The sequence below is a fragment of the Paenibacillus pabuli NBRC 13638 genome (assembly GCF_001514495.1).
Lineage (GTDB): Bacteria > Bacillota > Bacilli > Paenibacillales > Paenibacillaceae > Paenibacillus > Paenibacillus pabuli.
The window spans coordinates 1-21,397 of record NZ_BCNM01000041.1; the positions used below are offsets into that span (position 1 = coordinate 1).

Annotated in this window: 12 protein-coding genes and 1 pseudogene; 1 reads left to right on the forward strand and 12 read right to left on the reverse strand. The window is 44.0% G+C overall.

What is annotated here, in order from left to right; genetic code table 11:
* Positions 1-247 precede the first annotated feature (247 nt).
* The 9 genes from PPA03S_RS31385 to PPA03S_RS31425 form a co-directional block, all read right to left on the reverse strand.
* Complete coding sequence (locus tag PPA03S_RS31385) at positions 248-1,687, reverse strand: alpha/beta hydrolase (RefSeq protein WP_062329953.1); 1,440 nt, start codon at positions 1,685-1,687, stop codon at positions 248-250.
* Between the two features lie 143 nt (positions 1,688-1,830).
* Positions 1,831-3,435, reverse strand: a complete 1,605-nt coding sequence (locus tag PPA03S_RS31390; RefSeq protein ID WP_062329954.1) for a carboxylesterase/lipase family protein — start codon at positions 3,433-3,435, stop codon at positions 1,831-1,833.
* A gap of 70 nt (positions 3,436-3,505) precedes the next feature.
* Positions 3,506-5,056: a tannase/feruloyl esterase family alpha/beta hydrolase gene (locus PPA03S_RS31395; protein WP_062329955.1), complete on the reverse strand. Its 1,551-nt coding sequence runs from the start codon at positions 5,054-5,056 to the stop codon at positions 3,506-3,508.
* A 458-nt stretch (positions 5,057-5,514) separates the two neighbouring features.
* Positions 5,515-7,221, reverse strand: coding sequence for a type 2 periplasmic-binding domain-containing protein (locus PPA03S_RS31400; RefSeq protein WP_062329956.1), 1,707 nt, complete (start codon positions 7,219-7,221; stop codon positions 5,515-5,517).
* A 537-nt stretch (positions 7,222-7,758) separates the two neighbouring features.
* Positions 7,759-8,865, reverse strand: coding sequence for a pectin acetylesterase-family hydrolase (locus tag PPA03S_RS31405; RefSeq protein WP_062329957.1), 1,107 nt, complete (start codon positions 8,863-8,865; stop codon positions 7,759-7,761).
* A 641-nt stretch (positions 8,866-9,506) separates the two neighbouring features.
* Positions 9,507-11,087, reverse strand: a complete 1,581-nt coding sequence (locus PPA03S_RS31410) for a carboxylesterase/lipase family protein (RefSeq protein ID WP_062329958.1) — start codon at positions 11,085-11,087, stop codon at positions 9,507-9,509.
* A 547-nt stretch (positions 11,088-11,634) separates the two neighbouring features.
* Positions 11,635-12,729, reverse strand: a complete 1,095-nt coding sequence (locus PPA03S_RS31415; protein WP_062329959.1) for a pectin acetylesterase-family hydrolase — start codon at positions 12,727-12,729, stop codon at positions 11,635-11,637.
* A 16-nt stretch (positions 12,730-12,745) separates the two neighbouring features.
* Positions 12,746-14,101: an alpha/beta hydrolase family protein gene (locus tag PPA03S_RS31420; protein ID WP_062329960.1), complete on the reverse strand. Its 1,356-nt coding sequence runs from the start codon at positions 14,099-14,101 to the stop codon at positions 12,746-12,748.
* Between the two features lie 24 nt (positions 14,102-14,125).
* Positions 14,126-15,178, reverse strand: a complete 1,053-nt coding sequence (locus PPA03S_RS31425) for a family 43 glycosylhydrolase (protein ID WP_062329961.1) — start codon at positions 15,176-15,178, stop codon at positions 14,126-14,128.
* A gap of 249 nt (positions 15,179-15,427) precedes the next feature.
* Here PPA03S_RS31425 and PPA03S_RS31430 point away from each other — a divergent pair, with 249 nt between their 5' ends.
* Positions 15,428-17,038, forward strand: a complete 1,611-nt coding sequence (locus PPA03S_RS31430; RefSeq protein ID WP_062329962.1) for a response regulator — start codon at positions 15,428-15,430, stop codon at positions 17,036-17,038.
* 82 nt (positions 17,039-17,120) lie between these two features.
* Here the strand turns inward: PPA03S_RS31430 and PPA03S_RS31435 are convergent, their stop codons facing one another.
* The 3 genes and pseudogenes from PPA03S_RS31435 to PPA03S_RS33595 all read right to left on the reverse strand — a co-directional run.
* On the reverse strand, positions 17,121-19,931 hold the full coding sequence (locus PPA03S_RS31435) for a glycoside hydrolase family 3 protein (protein WP_062329963.1): 2,811 nt from the start codon (positions 19,929-19,931) through the stop codon (positions 17,121-17,123).
* A 16-nt stretch (positions 19,932-19,947) separates the two neighbouring features.
* Positions 19,948-21,120 carry an alpha/beta hydrolase gene (locus PPA03S_RS31440; RefSeq protein WP_062329964.1) on the reverse strand — a complete coding sequence of 391 codons (1,173 nt, stop codon included), beginning with the start codon at positions 21,118-21,120 and terminating at the stop codon, positions 19,948-19,950.
* A gap of 47 nt (positions 21,121-21,167) precedes the next feature.
* Positions 21,168-21,397 (reverse strand): annotated as a pseudogene (locus tag PPA03S_RS33595) (carbohydrate ABC transporter permease); the annotation flags it as partial.

Sequence of the window (21,397 nt, forward strand, 5' to 3'; positions counted from 1 at the left end):
ATAATCCATGTTCATTTTCATTATAATTTCTGCCATTTCGGCTTGATATAAAGCAATGCAAATACCAATAACGCATTCTAAATATTGAATATGCAGAATGCTATTTAAAGGAGTAGCAGGCTCTAATCTGCCCCAATGACGCTATCTTTTAAAATCATAAAATTGCAATTTAAAACAGAATGAACAACAAAAGCTGACGTCGACTATGTGTCAGCGTCAGCCATAAAGGTTATTCCTGCTTTTTAACTTAATCCATTACGTTGAAGTAGATTTCTGCATATTCAATTGATTTAGCATGGAATGCTTCAGCCTCTTCTGGATCATCATCTAAACCATGAATTGATTTAGGGAACGTGAATAAATCATTTTGGTCAGATTTCTTATCTAGATGTTCTTTTAGAATTTTCCCATGTTTTGGATTTACTGCGGTATCTCTCTTAGAGTACCCCATCACCGTTGGGACTCCACCATACGTTTCTACGTAATACACTGGCGACATGGCTTGTATATGTTTTTCCTTTTCTTCTTCTGTCAGATCCGGATTATTTGCTGCACCGGTCAATTTTAGTGTAATCCCTGAACCCATCAATGCTGCATGCGCCTCGTGATCCTCCCAGTCTTTATCTCCTCCGAAAGCTGAAAAATGCATATCTACTGGACCTACCAGATTTACTACAAATTTTACTGGTAAAATCTCTTCTGTTTCAAAATACGGCATATCTGTTCCTCTTGAGTATGCATAAAGCAGAGCAAGATTTCCTCCAGCTGATCCACCGTACGTAGCCATTTGAGTTATATTCCAATTATTTTCGTCAGATAGTGCTTTTAACTTTTTAACACTATTGTGAATATCATTCAACATATCAAAAACTGTCGTCTCTGTTTTTTGAGTCTCTGGATTAATGTAGGTATTATGCATATTAATAGCAATGGATATATATCCTTTGGAAGCATACATCCGAGCAGTACTCTGCGTGGATTCTTTCCCTCCAGATACCCATCCACCACCATAAAGAAGGAGGAAAGCTCCATTTTTCTTACTCGTATCCAAATTATCAGGTATATACACATCCATTTGATTTTGTATATCTGAAGGATTAGAACCATACGAAACATTCCTCATCACAGTATAAGCAGCTTCGTTCTCATCCGAAGGAATATCTCCTACTTGTCCGGAAGAAAAAAAAACTTCATTAGCCAATATGGATTGTCTATATATTGAGTCAACTTCCATATTGTAGACATATGTCGATCCATCCCCTATAGCGATGAGCCCTTTTTCATGATCAACCGAGTAGTCCAGCACCTTATTGGCCGTTTGTTTCATCATGTATTTGAACACGTCATTTTCTGCCAACGCATGATAAACTTTATTGGTAATTTTATGAGCAACTCTTACTTTTCCATTGGGATAGAACGTTAAACTGGCACTTTCATAAACCTCATATACTTTCTGAATATTATCTAATGTCTCTTTGCTGTTATCTGATAAAGATTTATAAAGACTAATTGCTAAACCTCCCAGTTCAACTGACTGGTTCATATCAAGCGTTTTAGAAAATGCTTCTGCAAAAAATCTATCTTCATTTACAGTAAACAGATTTTTTCTCATCTTCTTTTGGATGTATCCGTAATCCGATACATCCTCCCCCTTGTCTAATTTTTGTAAAAGCAGATGTTCTTGCAACGATACGATAACGTGGAGGACTCCCCGATTGTTGCTTCTTAATTTCTATAAAAAGCGAGGTTACCGTATCCTAGCCCATCTTATTCGAAAAGTATTCCGTTCTTATATCATAGATCTGAAGCATATTGGCTCCTCTCGATTACTCATGTGTTGATTTCGTCAAGAACCTTATGAATCGCTTGATAAGGATCTTCTTTCCAGCCCGATTCTTCATCGAATAGCATGGTCTTTTTGTCTTTTACGGTAAATGCCGGCCAATCCAACTTTTCTGTTGCCGGGGAACCGGTACGGGCGAAGGAGGCCAAGGCGTGCGCCATTGACTTTGAAAGTCGTTCGGCTTCTTTATGATAGACGGCACGGAAAATCAACGGTAAATCAGCTGTGTGCCAAGCGCAAGCCAGCGCCCCCATTCCTGGCATCGGAGAATCATAGGTCGTCATATAATGCCAAACCGGCGCAACCTTTTGCTCTGCCTTAGCCATGGCATTCTTATAAGCACCGCCACCAAGGAAATGACACATGGAAATAATTTGCACCAAGATTTTCCATGGTTGTTTCCGGTCTTCACATGCATCGCGAAAGGTTCGAATCACCGCATCCACATTATCTTCCGACAGGCCTTTTATCCTTTGAACCTCAGCAAAGCTCTGCTTAAGCAACTCTATTCTTACCTCTTCCCAGGTCATCATGGGATCCCTTACTTCCATAGCCAGTTCTTCCTCGGAAGCACCCACCAGAAGCGGCACTTCCGCTGAACAATCAAATGTTTGATAAACGCGATCCGGATTGAAGGGAATGTGTACACCGTCGGGTGTTGGATAAAACGGAGTGCTTTCTTCCTGCACCAATCTCATTCCGCGAATGGTACCTATCAAGGTTTCTGCCGGTACTTCCAGAAGCTTTCGCCAATTCTTTTTAGCAATGCCAAGCTGCTTCAACACCTTCAGCGTTTCAGCCGTACCCTGTTCTTTTGTTTTGGCTCCGATCTGAATCGATCCGCTAACGATGATTGCCTTTGAGTAAAGCCCTTTGGCAGCAGGCATCGACATCAGATGCCCGATTTTTATTCCGCCACCGGATTCGCCGATCAATGTAACATTTGACGGGTCGCCACTGAACTTTTCGATATTACTTCGTATCCACTGCAGGGCCATAACCAAGTCTAGCTGTCCTGCTATTCCGGACTCCGCGTATTCCTCATCAAATTCTCCAAGATACAATCCTCCGAACAGATTCAATCTATGATTAACTGTCACGATAATGATATCTTCCTCGTCCGCCAATCGGTCGCAGATTGCCGCCGTTACCGCTCCCGAGCCGGACATATAACCGCCACCATGAATATACACCATAACCGGCCGTTTTCTCTCATCAATTCCGGGAGTTACCACGTTGAGAACCAAGCAGTTCTCATCGCAATATTCTTCACGCTTGTCATAAGGAGTCCCGCCGGAAAAGTGTTTACCGTATTCCAACAGCACTTGTCTCACTGCATCAGGCAACGTATCCAGCGAGTTCTGTTCCTGCATTGCGATCGGACCAAACTGGGTACAGTCTCGTATTCCGTCCCACCTCGTAGCTGGTCGCGGTGCTTTAAAACGGTACTCTCCATCACAGCGATCACCGTAAGGAATTCCTAAAAAAACGCCGTTTCCATTTCGATTAAACCCCATGATTTTTCCGGTATTAATCTCTATGACCGGGTTAACTTCAGTTACCTGTGACCAACTTTGTTCTACAGGTTTCATATTCTATATCCTCCTGTCATTTGCTGAGAATAACCTTCGTATAGAAACCAAATCGTTTTTCTTTGAACTGTCAATTCAGGTACTTAAGAGCAGGTTTTGGCAAATTGCTGATGATATGTTTCTCTTTACTATAATGAGCGAGCTGATTGGGATCACCCGATTTGTATACAGCCATGCTCGGATAGGCATATACAGGTCTCTCATACTCGTATTCATCCAAAATAAAGCCGTTCACTATCGAACCATCTTTGAAGGCAACAGGCAGCAACCGTTCCGGAGCGATTCCTTCTTCGACCCAAGCAGAAAGCGCAGTTAGCGCATCATGCTCTCTATCCTTGGGCGTTGCCCGGATTCCGATCCCAATATCCTGAACACCCGGACCATCGAAGACATGGGCAAGCCCCGGGATGATGAAATACCGGAAGAACGATTGTGTATTTTCTAGGCCGTTCTGTGCTTCGATCACCCGCTCGTAGTACTGCAGGGAGTCCGTGTAGGGGATAATCGGATCGGCCGTGCCGTGAAGCATGATAATTTTTCCACCCGCGTTCTTATAATCGTGCAAGTCTGCGCTATTTGCATTTAGAATTGGGGCCAACTGTTCGTCAACAAAATCCACATCGCGATTAAAATCAAACTTCGTGAAGTCATAGTCTTTGCCAAAAATCCAGCGGAATAGGTAAAGAAAACTTTTAGCAAACTCATCCTTATCACTTTGAGCGGAAAGGCCCAAAGGAAAACGCTCACTGCCCGGTACAACAACCGGAGCAAAAATCCGTTCTCCCGTTACAGGGTTTACAGGACCGTTATAGATGATTTGCATTGCACGGATCTGTTCATCATTCAATAGCTTACCGTCTTTAAAAATATCCGTATTAACGGTTATCCGATCAGGCTGTGCAAAAAAATGGTCTCCTGGAATGCATCCGCCTTCAGCGCCGTAATGCACAAGGATTTGCTCCGTAACAGTTGCAGCCTGTTGTTCGTCAAACCCTGCATCCGGATTCTGCGTTAGGGCAAGCCAATTCCATATGAAAGCAATGTGTAAATGGGTACGATTATTGGCTGGTGCCATTACTAGAATCCCATTGTAATCTTCAGGATACCGTTGTGCCTCCATTAATCCTTGCTGACCACCAGTGGAGCCTCCTGTAAAGTAAGAAAATTTAGGCGCTCTGCCGTAAAATGCTTGAATGATTTCCTTTGCAACAACGGTCATAAGGTGCGTTGCCCGGTAACCGAAGTCAACCCACCTTTCCGGCTTACCGATAAGCATGTCCGGGTCCGGGGCGGTTCCCATATCTGTATTGGCTGTAGCATATCCTCGACGGATTCCATTAATCAAAGACAATCGGTTCATGGTGCCTGCGTGGCCCCCGTTTCCAGTCCCCAAGAAGTTACTGTTCCAATTGGTAAGCGGCATCCATACTTCGATCAGAATATTCGAGTCGCCTTCCGGACTCATTCGGACGCAGACGCGACAGTGCTCCGGAAGCGGTTCCAATGGAAAGGCCAGACCAAAATCAGGCACGCCAGCTGGCACAAACTCGATTTGCGTAATTTCTCCATTTGTAATTTTCAGGGATTTCAGTTTTCCTCTTGCCTCATCTTCAGTACACATGTTGGTGCCCCTTTCGTCTTTTCTTGAAAAGTACAGAAGAACGAGCTGCTTATCCCATGCCAAATTAACCTCGAGTCCACGCTTGACTTAGGATAAACAGATCTCAACATCCATCTCCAGCATTTGCAGACCCTCTAGCCTGCCAAAAGTCGCGCTACTGACTGCCATCGATGATAGAGAATGTCCTCGCAGCAGGTCACAACGCGACGAGCAGGGAAATAACCGATTAAATTGGAAGCCAGGGCTGTAGCACCAAAGGCACCTGGAATGTAGCCTGTAATCAATTAGTCTAATTATAAGTTGGCGCTTCCCAAGGATGATATAAAGGAATTTAAATATGAATATCGCATTTTAAAGTTGAAAGAATAACTGGGGGAAAATGCAGGCAGTCCATTTTTGGTGAAATCAACAAGTATGTAAAAAGAGGTTCTCGATCTGCTCGAGAACCTCTCTACTTATTATTTAACCGAATCGTACCATTCATTGACTTCGTTTGTAATGGTATCTCCGCCCGAAGACTTCCACTTCTCTACAAATTTATCAAACGCATCAATCGAAGACTCTCCATAAATGATCTTCGAGAATGTCTCCATTTGCATTTTTTGCAACAGCTCATTTCTGGACGACATAGTTGGCGTTACCGGTCCCTTGTAATGTTCCTTTACGCGCGAAGATTCTCCATCCATGGACAGAAGCATCGCATCGTACACGATTCTTTGTAATGGATTCGTGTCATCTGCAATCCCAAGAGCTTGCATAAAAGTTTGATCTTTCTTTGTGAGTTCTTCTTTCTTTGCTACTTTTACTATTATTTCCTTCATCTTTGATGAAACATCCGGCATGCCCCCAAAAATGTAACTGTTCGAATCAATCTTTCCACCGGGAATTTGCTTCTCGTCGGTCACAATCTTTCCATCTTTGACAACATACTGATAGCCCTCTTGAAATCCTTTAAAATATTCAAGCGGGTTATCGGATTCGTAGACAGCATACATCGAGTTCATATAATGAAAGAAAGCTTGAAGCGCTTCATCCGAAATATCTTTATTAATCATAATTCCGCCGGACATCGTAAAATAGGTGTGCAAAGCTGGACCATTGACCCCATTAGGCAGCGGATATGGTTTAAACATCGCCGTAGGGTTGGTCGCAAGCAACATGGAACCAGGATATTGGATGAAGAAAGAGGGAGCTGCAACAATTCCAACCTTATTGGATGTGACCGCGGTGACAATTGTATTTGGGTCATGTAAGGCAATATCGCTCGCAAAATACCCTTTATCCTTCCACTCTTTCATCTTCATTAAGCCCTGTTTGACCCCCGGTAAAATCGAACCATTTTGAAGCTTGCCGTCTTCTCCTGGATACCATCTTTCCGGCATGGCCCCGTAAAGTCCAAAGATCCAGGACCCGTCTCCAAGGAGACTACTGGTCATCCTATCCTTCATGGCAAAATCCAGGGCATATGTATCCTTCTGCCCATTACCGTCGGGATCCTGATTGACGAAAGCATCCATGACCGTTTCCAACTCTTCAATTGAAGTAGGTGCTTTCAACTTGAGTTTGTCCAGCCAGTCCTGACGGATCCATAAAACGTTGTTTGCTTGCCCATAATCTGTACCAGTTCCAGGAATCGCCATCTTTTTGCCGTCTCGAGTGACCGGTAACCAGGGATCCTTTATATCGGCTAACGCCTGTTTCCAAGTTGGGGAGGCGTATTTCTCGAATACTTCTTCCACTTCCATAAACTTGCCCGAATCGATGAGAAGATTGGTGTTATCGGGATTAGCCGAGCTTATAATATCCGGCAATTCGTCGTTCGCGGATAGCATGAGTTTCAATTTTGTATTATACGAACCATCCGTACCGCCTCCTGTCCATAAAGCTTTAATCTTTACGCCAAACTTGTCTTCGACCCAGCGGGTGAACACATTGTCCGTAACGGATTCCCCTTCTCTATATTTATAGCCCGGATTTTCTCCCATAACTGTGGTAAACGACGCTGTTGGCTCAATCTTGCCATTCACGATATTCAGCTTCTTCGCTGTTTCCAGATTTGCCTTTCCCTTCTCGGCCTCGCCGTTGTTATTGACATTGCTGCAACCGATTAGCGCAGTAGTAAGTAAACCAACAGAAAGAACGGTAGCTAACCATTTCATATTCATTCAACCCCCCTATTTTTTGGTTACGCTTTCATTATAGAAACATGATGTCACCTATGAAATAACGAATAAGCAACATCCGATATCTTAATCCAAACAACAACTTGGAAGCACCAGAACTGGTATTGCTTTTGTATAATAGTTTAAACTACGAAGGGCCAAACAGCGGGATTATGTAAGGAGCAAAATATCGGTTATTTTTTATCCCTACTGATCCTTCTGCCAATGCTCGCAATGCTTTGTGACGTAGTATCGGATTTCTTCGTAATTTACTTCTAAATATCGTGTTCACCCTTGGGAGAGCGCCCGCTATAAATAAATAATGAGTGTCCTTATTTGCCCACTGATAGCGCCATAATCGTCGTATTACGGTTAAAATACCTATCTCATTTTATATTTAATTGAGACAGAATGAGAACAAACAAAAAAACTGACGTCGTCTGTGCGTCAACGTCAGCCATAAATGTCCTATTTTTCTGCAAATTCTCATACTTTATCTCGTTTCCTTGTAAACCATTATTACAATTGAATTATTCAAATCTACCCTTCTAGTAGGTCTAGACCAGCATTGTACACGTTACCATTCACGGCACTCCACAGCCAATCTCGCAGGCTTGTGCCATGTTTGACCGGTCGATAAAATTCGGGGTCGTGAATTAGGGTATGAACTGTACCCATAGATTCCGGGTTCATTTCCCCAATTGGGTTGTCGAACAGGAAAATTCCGATGCCGGGGATTTCAGACTTCAAGGTATCCACCATCTCCTTGAGATCCTTCTCGAATTGCAGACATTGTTCCCGCTTCACTTCTAAGGTGCCGTGATCAATATAGTGTTGATACATAGCAAAAGCAACATCTCTAATGGAGTTGATATAAAGATATCGAACGGTATTACCCTTCTCGGCATAGAGGTTACGCATCCATTCAAGACAGATATTTGGACCCTGGAGAGGCTCCCATATCCGTTTGCTTGCCTGCCAGTTGTTCTGTGCTATTGTCCTCCATTGATCATTAAGTAACAAAGCACTATCAGGGCAGCAGGTTACATCGCTGCACTCCGGAAAATAACGCATGACATCCGAAGCTAAGGCTGCAACACCGAAAGCACCCCCACTTGTTCCCGTAATCAACAGTTTTGTCGGAGCAGACAGATGCTTCGTCGCTTGCTCCATAAGCCCACTGTAATTGGAGTACCCATGATGGTGCAGCACAGCAGGTGAGCCGTCCGTTGTTGTATAATGAAAATCACCATTTCCCACATGAAAATCCCCTGTAGCGTAGCTGACGAAGATGCAACTCCAGTTTCGAAAAGGGTTATCCTGTGTGTCATCAAAGATACCGCGATTAAGTGCCATATCCATATATGGCAATGATTTGTCGTCAAAATAAAAGGTTTCTCCTTGCACAGCTAACCTGGATGGCCGGGCAGCTGTATAGGCATTTATCGATACCCCTCCGCCTAAGAAAAAGACGATGAGACCAGGCTCCGTTCCTTTACGCATGTAGCCCCAGTAAGGTGAACCCCCTGCACAAATAGCTCCGGGAACGGGGACTCTGTACCACTGTCCGGAAACCGGCACTCCCTCCAACACAGGTAACTGATGTTCTTCAAGATATTTTTTATACCCCTCAACATTATCCAACATAGGATTCTCTCCTTTAGTTTAATACATTCCATTCTTAAACAACGGTAAACTCTGTCGTAAGTGGCCCTATAATAAGAAAGAAATCCATCTCAATCTAATCTTCATACCCCTTACTTGATACCGTTTTCACATAGAAACGTAACCGCAGAATTAACTTCATTATAATTTGGCACATTTATGCTTTGAAATATATGAATACAAACATAGGTATCGCATTCTAAAGTAGTTTTGTTCATTTACTATTGTTACATTTCTTATGCGCCATACCTTTACACTAAACTCAAAAACAGTATAAAATGCGGTGGTGTATCATCCACCACCGCATTTTTAACGTTAATTGTAATATGTTGATCCTTAAACTTTTAACTATTAAATGCGTATTTCATGTTTTTCTCCATATCCTGATATATGGAAGTATTCACGCCATTAAACAGCCGTTGATAGGCCCATTTATAGAACCGCATCCGTCCTCCCACAATTACATTATTAATATTAAGTTTATTTTAGAATATGCTCTTAGCATCAACATTTAGCGCTTCGTCATGAGCACCAAATTTAAATCATTCTCACCGGAACCAGGCTGTAGAATTTTTTTGCCCCTTTCCTTGTCATTTGCCACTGCAAACAACAAGATCTGAGTTTTATTTTTTTCCATACTGTAAAAAGTCAAATCCTGCTTTCTTGAACTCCTCAACAATAATGTCTGCGTGTTTTATTTTCTGCTCTTCGCTCTTGGCTTTCATTACAAAATGTGTGTAATCTCCCTTACTCGGATTCCACTTGACTAAACCTTTTCCATTGGGAGATCCTGTTTTACTGAAATTGATTAAGTAGGAGGATGCTATTTTTCCTACGTTATAATCCTTCTTCTGCCAGAAGGCTTTTCTAAAATCAGAAAAGTAATTCAGGAAATAAGGGATTTCAGACCCGTGAAATGCCCCTAAATTTACAGGTCCAGGCATAATGTGATTGAACTCTAGAACATATGTCTTTCCTTTTGAACCTCCCTTTTCCCTTGCAATAGCAACACCGTTTAATACCGTTGCCAGCACTTCACCTTCGGTCGCTTCGGGAACAGGAACCATAAATGAAGTAAACAAACCGTCACCTCTCATACTTTCATCAGTCCCGTTAATATCATTCCAAACTACTCCAGTTATTAAATCTATATCTTTTGCCATGCCGGATTCCAGAGCTTCTCTGAAATTTTTGGTAACATAAGTTCCGTCAATACAAGGTGCTGCGAATAAACCTAAATTATATACTTCTTCGGTCGACATATTTCTGAGGGCTTCCAAGCCTTTTGCATTCTCTACAATTCGATCACCATTCAACTTTCTATCACTCAATTTAGGGTACGTATTGATGATATCGAGAGGATAACTCATGCTGAAAGCGTGCTTGAATAACCCTTTGGCTTTAGGGGACACCAATAATGTGTTTACCAGATTCGCTCCAGCGGAGCCCCCCATAATTGTTACATTATTCGGATCTCCGCCGAACGCACTAATATTGTCATTTACCCATTCCAATCCTTTCACCACATCCATCAGTCCGTAGTTTCCGCTAGAGTTCTCAGGATCTTCTTCAACTAAATCGGAGGACGCAAACCATCCAAATACACCCAAACGATAATTGACACTTACAAATATAACATCTTGTGATGCAAGATGTTCTCCGTCTATAATTTCGATGTCCGACCCGCCTCCGACCCAACCTCCTCCGTGAATGTAAAATACAACCGGCATATTTGCCTTCATTCCCGTTTTGCTGTTAGTCCATATATTTAGAGTCAAGCAATCCTCGGATACTTTGTCTGAAACCATATATTCAGGATAATTTGTGTAATCTTCTTTATTTATTTTTTGCATACATGAAAATCCATATTCTCTCGTCTCTTTTACACCAGACCATGCTTTTACATCCTGTGGAGCCCGCCATCTGTTTTCTCCAACAGGAGGCGCAGCATAAGGGATTCCTTTATATATTGCCACTGAACTATCATTTGGGGAAAGATAACCTCTAATTTTGCCGCCAGTGACATGTTTTGTAATCTTGTCAGGTTTGAGAGTATTATTTTCCTCCCCTTTTGTAATTCTCTTGTAATTAAGATCTCGGATTGATTGCTCTTGATTGTCGTTTGTGACTGCCAGTGCGTTGTTGGGTACAAAAACAGACAGAATCAACATTGCGCTTAAGATAACTACTATCACCTTTTTCACGAGCACTACCCCTCTCTCGGATTACCTTAATCAAACAACATTCCACCATGGTTAATACAATCCATGCGCAAAATGGGCTGCGCGGTCGTGATTAACCCTACAACAAGAACGACTACCATTTTGATCTCAACATTCCTCCCTTTATTTTTGACAGATTTTTCTTACGAGGAACTCGTAACCAACCATGAAAAACAATGTATACATGCTAAAAAAAGGTGTGTTATCACCCCTCACGATTGAGTTAACTTCATTATAATTTGATGCATCTGACCTCCGAAATAAAGGAATACAAACATAGGTATCTCATTCTAAGTGTTCTAATTATAGATTGTAATTACCAACGAAAATTAAAGCTGGCCATGAACCTTATGGACATCCAGTACAGTGTGCATTTATATCTTTAATGGGAAGTTTACATCTAGATTTCTAAGAGTACTTATTCGATTGCATCAAGCTTTCTAATGAAAAAAAGGCTCCTGAGCAATCTTTAAATTGCCACGGAGCCTTTCGATTTAATTTTATTCCATCACAATTCAATTTTGCCTTTTCAACGTTCCAACCCTATATTTAGAACACTTCCATTCACGGCATTCCACAGCCAATCACGAAGACTGACACCATCTTTGACGGGCTGAAAAAACTCGGGAGTGTGAAGAAAGGTATGCTGTGTACCCAGGAGCTCCGGATCAAGCCCCGTATCGGGGTTATCCAGCAGGAAGACACCAATGCCAGGGATTTCGCTCTTCAGCACATCGACCATATTCCTGAGATCCTTTTCGAATTGTAGACTTTGTTCCCTTGTAAGCTCCATAGTGCCGTGATCCAAAAAATGTTGGTACCTTGCCAGAGCACTATCCCTAATGGAGCAAATAAAGAGGTACCTTACGCCGTCACCCTTCTCAGCATAAAGGGCATGAAGCCAGTCAAGGCAAATATTTGGCCCGTGCAGCGGTTTCCATATCCGTTCATTTGCCTGCCAGACATGCTGAGCAACTGCCTGCCACTCGTTATAGAGCAACAATGAGCTATCCGGACAGCAGGTCACATCCCGGCACTCCGGGAAATAATCCATGACATCCGCAGCCAAAGCCGAAGCACCGAAAGCGCCTGCACTGCCGCCGGTGATCAGCAGTTTCGTGGGAGCTGATATAAATTGAAGCGCCTGCTCCATAAGCCCCTGATAATTGCGATAGCCATGATGATGCAGCACAGCAGGCGAACCGTCTATTGCTGTATAAGGGTAGTCGCCATTCCCCACATGGAAATCACCTGTTGTATAGCTTACCAAGATGCAGCTCCAGTTCCGGAAGGGATTATCTTGGGAAGGGTCAAAAAGGCCTTGCTTTACGAATGCATCGATGTACGGCAACGCTTTGCCGTCAAAATAAAATGTCTCCGAAATCTCATTTAACTTATTGGGACGTGCCGCCATATATGCATTCAGCGATACACCTCCACCGGAGAAATAAACGATAAGGCCCGGCTCTGTTCCTTTCCGCAGAAATCCCCAGTAAGGCAAGCCATCTGCACTAATTGCTCCGGGAACCGGGAGCCTATACCATTCTCCGGCTTCAGGCTGTCCCTCTAATATCGGGAATTGCTTCGGCAAATATCCCCTTAACTCTTCGTCATTATCAAACATATGACAGCGCTCCTTATTAGATTAATAGTCGGTTTTTGATCTCACCCAGTGCATTCGCAAGATCCGGTCTTGCAGTCATTACTGTACGAAGCGTATCGGCCAATTTCTCAGGATGAAGCTCGCCAAACTCCGACAGCTCCTCAAGAATCTCCTGACAGTTCATAGCAACCGAACCATAAACGGTATCGTCGATGCCAGCCTGTCCGGGAATCAGGAAGCCTTTTCCCGCATACCGCTCAGCCATGAGCGCCAGTTTTCCGGCGGTCAGCCAGTTTGTTTCTCTGGACGACTTCTGAAGCTGAGCCTGTATATAGGCGGTCGCGTCAATGGAACCAAGATCCATTTTTTTATAATGCCCACCCTCTGCTTCGACATTGCCTTCATCGAATACGAGTATGTTGAAGCGTTTGCTGAGATCGAAGGAGAGCTTGAAATTTTCTCCTGATGTTTGCGGGGGCGGACAAAGATGCTCAAATAAATCACCTGCAGGAAGCATTTCAGCCATTGATCGCTGCAGCTCTTCTTCGAGCGGGAACTCTGACATACGGATACGGAATCCGTCGGGAAGGGACTTGTCAAGCTCGGCATATGTGAATCGTTTGGTCAGTTGATCAATGGGTACCAGCAAGTCAGAGGTAAAATGAGAAAATAATACCGGACCGGTAAAACATCTTGCCATACAGGATGGAGATAAAGCCTTCCAAATCTCGCCGTGTGAATTCTCCTGGATCTTTGCCAGAATTGGAGCGAACTGTCCGAATATCGCACCGATTATAGGCACTGGAATCACTTCTAGACAGCGTATGAAGTCTTTTCGTTCCTCTGCGGTTAGCATTTCAAGAAACTCCTTGTTATGTTCGTTTGCTGACTGAAGATACTTCATGTTAAATAATATATTGGTAATTCCGCTAAAGGAAACAGAGCAGCAGATACCAAGATGCAGAACAGACAACATCTGCGTCATATAGCCGCCGGCGCTTCCTCCACTGACAACGACCCGTGTCCGGTCGATGTCAGGCTGCTTCCTAACGGCTGATAATGCGGCGCTGTTGAAAATCAGGTCGTCATCGATCAGATTTCCATTATATTCAGACTGAAAATCAATCGGTGTCGATACAGCCCAGCCTTTCCTTAAATAAAGGTTCAACGTTGCGTCATTTTCGGGCATTTCGTAATGCGCGATGAACACCAGCGGTTTCGGAGTCGGCCCTGTTTCCGGAACATAAATACGAAGGGGACGCTGGTACACAGTGCCGTTTTGTGAAATGAAAGGAATTTCAATATCCCGTTTTTCAACGGAGAAAGGCAGGTCCTGTTCTTTTACATTGGCTTCCGATAATAGTGCCATCATTTTTCGGATATCACGTTTCATGCATGTTCCTCCTTCGCTCCATGATTAATCATAATCTTCAATCCGCCATTCGTCTTTCCAGTCCAGATAAGCCATCTTCCCGTCGAACCGGAACGGTAGCCAAACATAATCTGCTTTATGTGTATTCTCATTCACATTATAAGAGGAACCGGTAAACGTAACTGGTTCATCTTGGCGGTCTGGATTAAAATACCGGTCATAGGCGTCAGCCAGAACGTCATATGAAATCATGCCTTCTTCATCAGTAATCCAGCGGTCAGCCAAGGCGATATACAGATCTTTCTTCTTCGGATGCTTGAATACCGAAGAGATCTGGGAACAGAAGGAAGTATTTGAGGGATCATTCACATGCGGATTACCCAGAATTTCGAATGGGCCGTGGAAAGACCGTGAACATGCAACTTCTGAAGGATTCGGATTATAGCTTGTCGTACCTGAGGTCACCAAATAATGCAAGTTTCTTCTTGTAAAATATGCCGGGGCCTCACGGACGTAAGGCGGATAAAAATTGGGGAAATGAGTTGAATAAAATCCCGTTACACCTGTATAATCCGCGGTCAAATCAGCACAAATCAATTCACTGTGAACCCGTTCGAAGTAATAATACGCTTTCCCGTCCCGTGCAACTGCTAGGTCGAAATCACCGGCACTCATATTTAAAGGGCGGAACTTGGTTTTAATCATCATATAAGGCCCTAGTAATTGATCTGCGGACATGATGGTCAGAGTCTGGGTGCTATCCTTTTCCATAATCTTGAGGAAGCAAATATATTTCCCGGTATTCTTGTTGAAAATAATGTGTGGACGATCCATATAACTGGCTGGATGAAGAGAAGAAGCAGGATCATTTTCCACTGGGGGAATAATCAACCCCTCATCTTGCCAATTGTAAAGGTCCTTGGACGAATAACAACGGACTCCCCAGTGCCAGATTCCGTTGCCCGGTGTTGTCTTCTCCTTATTCTCACCGTACCAATAGAACGTATCATTCTCGTAAAAGATAGAACCTGCGTGAGCTTGAATTCGTTTGCCTTCCGTATCCAGCCAGATTTGCCCCGGTCTAATTGATGTTTGCATAGATAATTTGGATCCTTTCTTGGTAATAGATTTTAGTCATGTGTTGACAAATTCTATACTTTCCTCACAGCTTAATTATAGGTTCCTGTATTTAGCTGTTGATATATAGGAATCCAAACATAAATATCTCATTTCTAATCTAAGACGGAATTCCAGTCTATAGACATTGCCAGCCGACTAACAGATTCATATAATGAGGTTACCTCAAGCAGAAATGGGAGATTAGCAACCAACCGGAGGAATAAAATTATGTACCAACTACTTATTGTTGATGATGAGACCTCTGTCGTAGATAGTCTGGCTATGACTGTACAATGGAAAGATTATGGAATAGAAGAGGTACATTGTGCATACTCTGCGCAAGAAGCACTGCACATTGCGGCCAAGTATTCGATTGACATTATGATTACGGACATTCAGATGCCAGAAATGTCCGGATTGGAGTTAATCGAAGTGATGCAGCATTATTCACGCAAAATCCGCTGTATCATCCTTTCGGGACATGACGAGTTTGAATACGCCAAAAAAGCCTTAGCTTTTCAGACACAGGATTACTTGCTTAAGCCAGTCGATTATAATGAGTTAATTAACTCGGTTAAGAAAGCAATTCATAATGTTGAAGAGGAATGGAAGGAAGTCATATCCTTCCAGCGTATTAAGCAAACCCTAGAGGCTAATCTCCCACTGATGCGGTCACAGCTGCTTAACGACCTGCTTAAGAACAAGATCATCCGCCATGAGGTTTTGGATGAGAGACTTGCTCTGGTAGGTGTTCCCTTTCGGTTCGATGACCCCTATATGATGATGGTTGTTCGCATGGAGGAGGACTTCTCGGGGTACGACCTCCAATCCTTATCACTCCTTGAATATGCCGTTACCAACATTGCAGATGAAGTGTTCCAAAAATTGTTCACTTTATGGCACTGCGTCACCGAGCAGGGATACTTAGTTTTTCTCATCAAAGGCAACCAGTCAGACGACTTGCACTTGGTGGATTCATTTGCAGTGAAGCTGCAGAACCATGTCCAAAAATTCCTGAAGGGCTCGCTCTCGATCTGCCTAAGCAACATCGCCAAGTTTCCAGACGACCTGCAAAACTTATATTTGGCCGCAATAAACGCCATTAACCGGAATATTGGAAATAATAAAAGTTTCTTCCTAACCATTAATGAAAAAAGTGAGCAGCCTCAGAGCTCCATCGTCAAAAAATTATATGCTCCGCCTGCACTTTCAACACTGCTGGATTCAGGCAGCTGGGACGAGGCGATTGCCAAGATTGATGAATTGCTCATTGTCGGCAGTAGTGCAGACGAACAATCTTACGATCTTTCACAGGATCAATTATTTACAGTGCTGCTTTATCTCTCATCCTCATTCACCATCTGTTTCCAGCCGAATGGATCCAGCTTATATGATCAGATGGGACCAGAATTCGATTTGTTGCTCCGCAAGAAGGGGCATCTCTCAAGACAACGAATTTACGACTGGGCAAGTAAAATTATAATTGCATTAAAGGCTAAGACGTCGACCCAAATGGAGAATGCACAACAGCAGGTTGCCACCAAAGTCCGAACATTTATTCATGAACATTTGTCTGAGGGGATTTCATTGCAAATCATTGCCGACCATGTGGGTCTGCATCCGGTGTATCTCTCCAAGATTTACAAGACTGTTATGAATGAAACGATTGGTGATTATATTTATCATTTCCGAATGGAAAGAGCGGTTCATCTCCTGCGAAATACGGACTTGAAAATATCTGAAATCAGCGACCAGCTGGGCTTTCAGGCAACCCCTCATTTCATCAAAATCTTCAAGGAACATTTCGGCAAGACGCCGCAGGATTATCGGAACCGGTAAAACTTATTTATCGATCACACGACAAAAGGCTCCCAGGTAATTGATTACTGGAAGCCTTTTTTTGCTAAATTGTACCCAGTTACTAAATTTGACCGCCGGGGACTGATAGTGCCTGCTGAATACGTTCCTCCAAAGAGCTGGTCATAATGATTCTAAACTCCTTGATTTCCATTCCGCTTTGGCTAAAAACGAACTTAAAGTGTGTGTGCTTTTGCAAAATCGGCTGCTGGATATCAACCGTGTAGGTTTTCCATTCAGAATCTGCACCTGTCAGCGTTATTGTGTGCAAAAATTCAGCATTGTGGAAAATACTCACTGGAATCTGGGCAAGTTCACTGTTCTCAGCGCCAGCGCGGCACGTCAACTCCACCCGGTATATCCCCCGCTCCTTTAGGTCAGCTCGTATAAAAGTACTCCGTCCCCGAGAGATATCAAATATCTCTCCTGACACAACAGACTCCTTTTCCACTGGTACCGAAAGTATATCCAAGACCACATCGCCTTCCTCTTCCCTGAAGGCAGCCAATGCCTTGTCAAGCTCTGTTTCCATCCCATGCATCCGGTTAAAAGCTGTTGTTCCCATCAAATAGTGGCAAATGTTCATTGCTGAGCGCTGATACTCACCCCGTGTCACGGTTCCCTCCCGCATGGCTTCGGCCGAGTTATCCCCTCGGGCATTCTGCTCGGAGTCACTTACTACCATGAACAAATCGTTCTGTGCCCGTATCATTGCTGCCACATTCTGGACACTCCCCTCTTCTCCTTCGTCATTTCCCTTTGCCCACCAATCGGTCATTACAATCCCTCTGAAGCCCCACTGTCCCCGCAGGATTGTAGTTGTGAGATCATAGTTGCTGGCAGACCAAAACCCATTGATCGGGTTATACGAAGTCATAACCGAAATCGCATTGCCCTCCTTGACCGCAATTTCAAACCCTCGCAGATAAATCTCCCGCAGGGCCCTTTCCGATACCACAGCCTCCACCGTGTTGCGGTGCGCCTCCTGGCTATTGCATGCAAAATGTTTAATGGTACCCGTCACATCATAGGGATTCATACCATGCAGTTGTGCAACCACCATCCTGCCCGTCAGGAACGGATCCTCACTGAAATATTCAAAATTCCGGCCATTCAGAGGATTACGATGGATGTTCATTCCGGGTCCAAGTAGAGTGTCCACATGGTTTTTCCGCAGTTCCAAACCTGCGTACGCATACAGTTCTCTCAGCAATGCTTCATTAAAAGTACAGCCCAGGCAGGTCCCATTGGGCATGGAAAATGCTGTATTTCCACAGTCCATACGTATACCGCTCGGACCATCTGCTGAGCAAGCAAGAGGGATTCCAAAATCTTCCAACCTCTTTGTCACACCGCCGAATGCGCCGGCTGTACCCGGAGTAACCTTTGGACTGCTCATGCCTTCACCACGCACAATACAACATAAATCTTCATCCGAAAGTTGAGCAATATAATCTTCCATGCTGACCATATTCGATTTGACATCTGCAAGCTTATATCCTTTATCTCCAGTATAAGGAATTTCATTTGGAAGAGTTTCCACGCGGCGCGTCTTTGGTTCTATAGTCCGTATTGGAACCGGTTCATAGATTAGACTGCCGTCAGAGGCACAACGCATTCGCTCGAATGCAACAACCGGTGCCATGGACTCCTGTAATTGTTCCAGTACCTGCAGCTTGTCTATGGCAATGCTCCCGCAGGATTTCGCATCCCTCACATGATCTCCCACATGGAAGATGTAGCTCCCGGCTTCCAATACCCAAGCCGATCTGCACCCAGTGATGCCGGCATCATCATAGGACGCTATTGTTTTAAAATTTATTTCGATTTCAACGGATTGTTTTCCACCCGGAATCAGTTCTTTGGTTTTCGCAAACCCAGCGAGCACGCGGGCTGGTTTACCCAGTTTGCCTTGCGGAGCTTCACAGTAAACCTGAACGACCTGTTTCCCTGGCCTATCTCCGGTATTGGTAACAGTAACATAAATCCGGACACTATCGTTCAAACGCTCTATCCGTTCTGTCCGTGTTTCAAATGTGGTGTAGGACAGGCCGAAGCCAAATGGATACAGGACACGGTCTTTGGCAAAAGTCTCAAAGTAGCGGTATCCAACATAGATATCCTCCTGGTACAAGTTGCGTATTGAACCCCCATGATTCGCCGTGGACGGATAATCCTCAATGTCTCTTGCTATGGTGTCTGTCATTCGTCCGCTCGGACTTATCCTTCCGGTCAAAACATCGAGAACACCATTGCCGCCCTCCTGTCCACCTTGCCAAACATACAGCACAGCCGAAGGTTTATAAATCTCCACCCATTTCATATCTATGATATTGCCTACATTCAGCAACACCACAGTCCGTTCAAATTCTTTACAAACCATTTCTAACATAACTTCCTCTGCTTCTGTCAGAAAATAGCTTCCGGCTTCCGGTTTGTTATCCTGGTCTTCCCCAGCTGTGCGGCCAAGGATGATCATTGCCGCTTCTGACTCCTTGGCAGCTTGCTTAACCCGATCAGCATCAAGCAGCATTTCTTCCTGGAACCACGGTTCCTTACCCCAACCAGCACCTTTATCAAACGGATGCTCCTGTAACCAATCAAGATAAGACTGCTTGACCGCCTGATTGATCTCATAGCCGTCTTTACTTTCCAAAGCCTCTGCAATGCCAACTACATATTTGGTATTGACCAATCCCCCGGATCCGGTACCGCTTTTGTAATAGTTAAACTGTGAACGACCAAACAGCGCCACTTTACTCCCTGGTGTAAGCGGCAAAGCATTACAGTCATTTTCCAGCAGTACAGCACCTTCTGCTGCGGCCTGCCGCGCTTTTGCAGCGTAGCGCTGCAAGTCAAAGTTTGTCTCATTCATTACTTGCACCCCCCTATCACATCTTGGTCAGTTCGTTCACAATTTCAATTGCACACGCTTCTCCTGCCGGAAAATGACCGAAGTAAGCCAGTGAATCGTGATTAGTTCCACTGTAGCGGCAAGCTTTAACAGGAACTCCGGCTTTTTTCAGTTGGCCTGCATAATGTTCCGCTTCCAGCCGCAGGCCATCCAGCTCGGCAGTAACGACCAGCGCAGGCGGCAGCCCGCTAAGATCAACCGCCAACATGGGTGAAAAGTATATATTACTTAGTGGCTCTTTGCCCATATAATTCTGAGCCATTAAGCGCAAGGCCCAATCCGTGGCGCGATCCGTTTGTTTTCCAAAAAAGGATTCTCCCCCTTCAGTAACGGGAAACTGATTTATAGACCAAATAAATCCATCGGGATGGTCATCTGTCCACAAAAGTGGCGGATTAATTAAAATTTGAAGAGCGATGAGCTCATTCCGCCCTTCGTGTTTAGCCCGCAGTGTCAACCCAGCCGTCAGGTTCGCTCCGGCGCTGCCGCCGCCAACTGCTATTCGCTTCGGATCAATACGAAACTGCTGTGCATGATCATAGATGTATTTAATGACTTCATAACATTCATTAAAGGCTTCCGGGAAACGGTGTTCTGGCGCAAGCGAGTAATCGAAATCAAATATGACCGCGTCCGATTTTTCTGCAATGTACTTCAACATGTTATCTCTCCCTTGGGGAGAACCGGTAAACCACCCACCACCGTGAAAATGAATGTAGCATGGATGAGCCTTTTGAGTGTCCATATTTGTCCTCTGATAGCGCCATAAGCGATTGGTGTTGCGGTAAAATACCCGGTCCTCATATGTAACCTCAATTTCTCCTTCGCAGAGGTTGATGCTGTCTTCGTTATCAGCGTTCAAGTTAACTTTTTCTTGTAAATGACGCAGGACCAACATCAGTTGAGCCGGGTCTTCCTCACCGGAAATTAACTTCCCGATATCTACACCTGTTAATGCTGCAATGTCTACACCAGGTGAATCACCCTTTTCATCCAGCTTGTTTTTCCGCTTCAATATTTCCATTAACCAGGGATCAAGCTTGCCCTCAGGATAGTCTGCACCCTTGCAAACCTTCACCTCTGCACCGTTGACGATTGCAATACCTTCGCCTGCCAAAGTTCTAGTGACTGCTTCTTTGCTATAACTCATTCTTCATCTCTCTCCTTTAAAGATAAATGTCTTTTAATAAGATTGTCTTACTCCTTCACTGCACCAATGACGATACCTTTTGCAAAGAATTTTTGGAGGAACGGATAGATCAGCAAGATCGGTAAAGCTCCGATGAAGATTTGGGCAGAATTCAGGGATAGGGCATTAAATTTCGCGGCCTCTTCTGCATTCTTGATATCAATATTCGGCATCGATATCGCAGCTTTCAAAAACGTACTCAGCGGCACGTTCTCCGGCTTCATATAGATTTGACCCG

What these genes read in the sequence shown, in the direction of transcription:
- PPA03S_RS31415 (WP_062329959.1), bottom strand. Translation starts at nt 12,729, where the DNA reads ATGTTTGATAATGACGAAGAGTTAAGGGGATATTTGCCGAAGCAATTC.
- PPA03S_RS31390 (WP_062329954.1), bottom strand. Translation starts at nt 3,435, where the DNA reads ATGAAACCTGTAGAACAAAGTTGGTCACAGGTAACTGAAGTTAACCCG.
- PPA03S_RS31405 (WP_062329957.1), bottom strand. Translation starts at nt 8,865, where the DNA reads ATGTTGGATAATGTTGAGGGGTATAAAAAATATCTTGAAGAACATCAG.
- PPA03S_RS31435 (WP_062329963.1), bottom strand. Translation starts at nt 19,931, where the DNA reads ATGAATGAGACAAACTTTGACTTGCAGCGCTACGCTGCAAAAGCGCGG.
- PPA03S_RS31425 (WP_062329961.1), bottom strand. Translation starts at nt 15,178, where the DNA reads ATGCAAACATCAATTAGACCGGGGCAAATCTGGCTGGATACGGAAGGC.
- PPA03S_RS31440 (WP_062329964.1), bottom strand. Translation starts at nt 21,120, where the DNA reads ATGAGTTATAGCAAAGAAGCAGTCACTAGAACTTTGGCAGGCGAAGGT.
- PPA03S_RS31395 (WP_062329955.1), bottom strand. Translation starts at nt 5,056, where the DNA reads ATGTGTACTGAAGATGAGGCAAGAGGAAAACTGAAATCCCTGAAAATT.
- PPA03S_RS31430 (WP_062329962.1), top strand. Translation starts at nt 15,428, where the DNA reads ATGTACCAACTACTTATTGTTGATGATGAGACCTCTGTCGTAGATAGT.
- PPA03S_RS31400 (WP_062329956.1), bottom strand. Translation starts at nt 7,221, where the DNA reads ATGAATATGAAATGGTTAGCTACCGTTCTTTCTGTTGGTTTACTTACT.
- PPA03S_RS31420 (WP_062329960.1), bottom strand. Translation starts at nt 14,101, where the DNA reads ATGAAACGTGATATCCGAAAAATGATGGCACTATTATCGGAAGCCAAT.